This window comes from Pseudomonas bananamidigenes (assembly GCF_001679645.1).
In the GTDB taxonomy this organism is placed as follows: domain Bacteria; phylum Pseudomonadota; class Gammaproteobacteria; order Pseudomonadales; family Pseudomonadaceae; genus Aquipseudomonas; species Aquipseudomonas bananamidigenes.
This window is the reverse complement of record NZ_LRUN01000038.1, coordinates 1-4,275: the sequence shown is the minus strand read 5'-3', so window position 1 is coordinate 4,275 and position 4,275 is coordinate 1. Positions and strand designations below refer to the sequence as shown.

The 4,275-nt window shown below is 61.3% G+C and carries 4 protein-coding genes; 3 read left to right on the top strand and 1 reads right to left on the bottom strand.

The features are described 5' to 3' along the window. Positions 1-129: 129 nt before the first annotated feature. The gene (gene rapA, locus BBF94_RS14230) at positions 130-2,976 is read right to left on the bottom strand and encodes an RNA polymerase-associated protein RapA (protein WP_065259631.1); all 2,847 of its coding nucleotides are present in this window, start codon (positions 2,974-2,976) and stop codon (positions 130-132) included. A gap of 240 nt (positions 2,977-3,216) precedes the next feature. On the opposite strand from rapA, the gene BBF94_RS14225 reads away from it, so the two are divergent. From BBF94_RS14225 to ccoM, 3 genes are all read left to right on the top strand, one after another. Then, positions 3,217-3,558: an aspartate-semialdehyde dehydrogenase gene (locus BBF94_RS14225; protein WP_065259630.1), complete on the top strand. Its 342-nt coding sequence runs from the start codon at positions 3,217-3,219 to the stop codon at positions 3,556-3,558. Positions 3,559-3,705: 147 nt separating this feature from the next. Further along, complete coding sequence (locus tag BBF94_RS27975; protein WP_176704461.1) at positions 3,706-3,867, top strand: hypothetical protein; 162 nt, start codon at positions 3,706-3,708, stop codon at positions 3,865-3,867. Between the two features lie 146 nt (positions 3,868-4,013). Beyond that, the gene (ccoM, locus tag BBF94_RS28300) at positions 4,014-4,130 is read left to right on the top strand and encodes a cytochrome c oxidase subunit CcoM (RefSeq protein WP_007959205.1); all 117 of its coding nucleotides are present in this window, start codon (positions 4,014-4,016) and stop codon (positions 4,128-4,130) included. The last annotated feature ends 145 nt before the right edge of the window (positions 4,131-4,275 follow it).

The following is a 4,275-nucleotide window of genomic DNA, read 5'->3' as shown; positions in this document are numbered from 1 at the left end:
CGACTCGGATCACTGTGGGAGCGAGCCTGCTCGCGAAAGGGCCATCTGCATCAATCAAAGCATTTCAGGCAAACAAAAAGGCCCGCATCGCTGCGGGCCTTTTCATGTGTGGCGTTGGAGCAGGGCGGTTTAACCCGCCACCAGCACCCGGATCGCTTCCAGTCGCAGCGCAGCCTTGTCGAGCATGGCCAGGCCTTGCTCGCGCTGTTCGCGCAGGGCAACCAGTTCGCTGTCGCGTACGGTCGGGTTGACCGCCTGCAGGGCAGTCAGGCGCGCCAGCTCTTCGTCGGTGTCCGCCGCCAGACGGCGGCGGGCCTCGGCCACGCGCTCGGCATGGCGCGGGGTGACCTTTTGTTCACCGGCGTTGATCCGTGGTGTCAACTGATCACGCTGAGCCTGGATGAACTTGTTGGCGCTGGCGCGTGGCACGCTTTCCAGCTGATCGTTCAGGGTTTCGAACGCCACCCGGGCCGACAGGTCGTTGCCGTTGGCATCGAGCAGGCAGCGCAGGGCGGCCGGTGGCAGGTAACGGCCCAGTTGCAGCGAACGCGGAGCCACCACTTCACTGACGTACAGCAGCTCCAGCAGCACGGTGCCCGGTTTGAGCGCCTTGTTCTTGATCAGTGCGACCGCAGTGTTGCCCATCGAGCCGGACAGCACCAGATCCATGCCGCCCTGCACCATCGGGTGTTCCCAGGTGATGAATTGCATGTCTTCGCGCGACAGTGCCTGGTTGCGATCGTAGGTGATGGTCACGCCTTCGTCGTCGCCCAGCGGGAAACTGGCGTCGAGCATTTTTTCGCTCGGCTTGAGGATCAGGGCGTTTTCCGAGTGGTCTTCGCTGTCGATGCCGAATGCGTCGAACAGGGTCTCCATGTAGATCGGCAGGGCGAACTGGTCGTCCTGTTCCAGAATCGCCTCGACCAGCGCCTCACCTTCGCCGGCGCCGCCGGAGTTGAGTTCCAGCAGACGGTCGCGGCCGGTATGCAGCTCGGCTTCCAGACGCTCGCGCTCGCGGCGTGCCTCGTCGATCAGGGCTTGCCACTCGCCGTCATCCGCCGCTTCAAGCAGCGGCAGCAGGCGCGGGCCGAACTGATGCTGCAAGGCGTTGCCGGTCGGGCAGGTATTGAGGAACGCATTCAGCGCTTCGTGGTACCACTGGAACAGGCGTTCTTGCGGACTGGTTTCCAGGTAGGGCACGTGCAGTTCGATGGTGTGTTTCTGGCCGATCCGGTCCAGACGGCCGATCCGCTGTTCCAGCAGGTCCGGGTGCGACGGCAGATCGAACAGCACCAGATGATGGGCAAACTGGAAGTTGCGGCCTTCGCTGCCGATCTCCGAACAGATCAGTACCTGCGCGCCGAACTCCTCGTCGGCGAAGTAGGCGGCGGCGCGGTCACGTTCGAGGATGCTCATGCCTTCATGGAACACCGTGGCCGGGATGCCGGAGCGTACGCGCAGGGCGTCTTCCAGGTCCATCGCGGTTTCGGCGTGGGCGCAGATCACCAGCACTTTGGTGCGCTTGAGCATTTTCAACTGATCGATCAGCCACTCGACGCGCGGGTCGAATTTCCACCAGCGTTCTTCTTCGCCGGCGTCCGGCTGGGCCTGGAAGCTGACCTCCGGGTACAGCTCGGCGTGATCGCCCAGCGGCAGTTCGAGGTATTCGTCCGGGCACGGCAGCGGGTACGGATGCAGCTTGCGCTCCGGGAAACCCTGCACGGCGGCACGGGTGTTACGGAACAGCACGCGGCCGGTGCCGTGGCGGTCGAGCAACTCACGCACGAGGCGGGCGCTGGCTTCGGTGTCGCCATCGTTGACGGCGGTAAGCAGGGCTTCACCTTCGTTGCCGAGGAAACCGTGGATGGTCTTGTGCGCTTCTTCCGAAAGGCGGCCCTTGTCCAGCAGTTCCTGAACGGCTTCGGCCACCGGGCGATAGTTCTCGCTTTCGGCACGGAAGGCGGCCAGGTCATGGAAGCGGTTCGGGTCGAGCAGGCGCAAACGGGCGAAGTGACTGTCCTGACCGAGTTGTTCCGGGGTGGCGGTGAGCAGCAGCACACCGGGGATGGTTTCGGCCAGTTGCTCGACCAGCGAATATTCCGGGCTGACTTTATCTTCGTGCCAGACCAGATGGTGTGCTTCGTCGACGACCATCAGGTCCCAGCCGGCGGCGAACAGCGCGTCCTGGGCCTTCTCGTCATCGACCAGCCACTCCAGCGCCACGAGTGCCAGCTGGGTGTCTTCGAACGGGTTGGAAGCATCGCTTTCGATGAATCGCTCTTCGTCGAACAGTGCGACCTGCAGGTTGAAACGGCGGCGCATTTCCACCAGCCATTGGTGCTGGAGGTTTTCCGGCACCAGGATCAGTACGCGGCTGGCGCGGCCCGAAAGGAGCTGACGATGGATCACCAGGCCGGCTTCGATGGTCTTGCCCAGACCCACTTCGTCCGCCAGCAATACCCGTGGCGCGATGCGGTCGGCCACTTCACGGGCGATGTGCAACTGGTGCGCGATCGGTTGCGCACGCGCGCCACCCAGCCCCCACAGCGAGGACTGCAGCTGGCGGCTGGTGTGTTCCAGGGTGTGATAACGCAGGGAAAACCACGACAGCGGGTCGATCTGGCCGGCGAACAGGCGGTCGCTGGCCAGACGGAACTGAATGAAGTTCGACAGCTGGGTTTCCGGCAGGGTAACGGCTTCGTTCCCGGCGTTCAGGCCGTGATAGACGAGCAGGCCATTGGCATCCTCGACTTCGCGCACGGTCATTTTCCAGCCTTCGAAGTGGGTAATGGAGTCACCCGGCGAGAATCGCACACGGGTCAGGGGCGCATTCCTTAGCGCGTACTGGCGGGTTTCGCCAGTGGCCGGGTAAAGCACGGTCAACAAGCGGCCATCCTGTGCCAGAACGGTGCCTAAACCAAGCTCTGCTTCGCTGTCACTGATCCAGCGTTGCCCCGGTTGATACTGCTGCGCCATGCTGCCTGACTCCCACCTTGAAAAAGCGGGCTATCTTAACGGAATGAGGCCCTGAGGCCAAAGGATTAGGAGTCGTGACAAGCTTTCAGCTGCAAGCCGCGAGTAAGGGCAAATGCGGTCATCTGTCAGTTTTAAGCACAGCCCGGGCACCTGTGAGTGCCAACCCGGTCACAAGTTTGCGACCGATGGCTCAAGGCACCGATGCCGCAGCCGATAGCCTGCTGACAGGAGACCCTTCATATGCTGCCACCGATGCTCCCCCTGAGCGCCGTGCCGATCACTTCCCAGCAGGATCCGATCCGCCAGCGGCCGGACATTCCTCCGGTGGTGCCGGTGCAGGAAAGCTCCAATGAAAGCACCATCGACCTGCAAAAGCGTGACCCGGAAGAAGACGGCCTGCTGCTGCGCGAAGAACAGCGTCGCCAGCAGGAGCGCGACCGTCGCCGCCGCGAGGCCGACGAAGATCCACAGGAACACCTCGCGGTGCCGGGCACCGAACTCAATGCCGACAACACCGTGCCGGTGGTGCCGCTGATGGAAGATCAACCCCGTCAGGGCTTGTGGGTCGATATCGAGATCTGAGGCTGCCCGGCTGGCGTCCTGAGTACACGATTCGTTGTATCCCTTTTTATTGATGACTAGCCAGCGCTGGCGTCAGGCCGCATTATTGGCGCAGTCCTGTCGGCGGTCCGGCAGTTGTGATTCAGTCCAAGCGATGCACCGAACGCCATGAGCCAAGACGACAAACTGATCGACCTCGACACTGAGCGCGCCAAGCGGGTTCATGACCTCAACGAAAAACGCCTGAATGAAGTGCGCAAGGCATTCGAACAGGCCATGCCGTTGGGAAAACCGAAGAAAAAGTCGAAAAACAAACCAAAAAAGCGTTGATCTTCCCCTGTATCCGTTGATGCAGGTCAGTTATTTCCCTCCCTTTCCTCCGCACCTTTACTGGTATTGATCCCGGTCAATTCCTGCGCCTGCCTGATTGGTTAACTTAGCTCCATCGCAGCAAAGCAGGGGCCAGGAGGCCAGTCATGTTTTTCGATAACGTGGTGTTTGCCGGGGTTCTGACGGTAGGGCTCATGGTTCTGTTTTTTGCAGGGTTTGGATTTTTTATCTGGAAGGATGCGAATAAGCGCAAGAAGCCTTAGTCCTTCCGGATTTGATGAGCACGCAAGGCATTTTGGGCAACTTCGGTTGCCCTTTTTTTTTGTGTATTGGCGGCCTTTGGGCCGACCATGCTTTGGGTTGTTTTGGGTGAATATCCGTTTCTTTGGGTGTTGCGGCTGGCGGTTT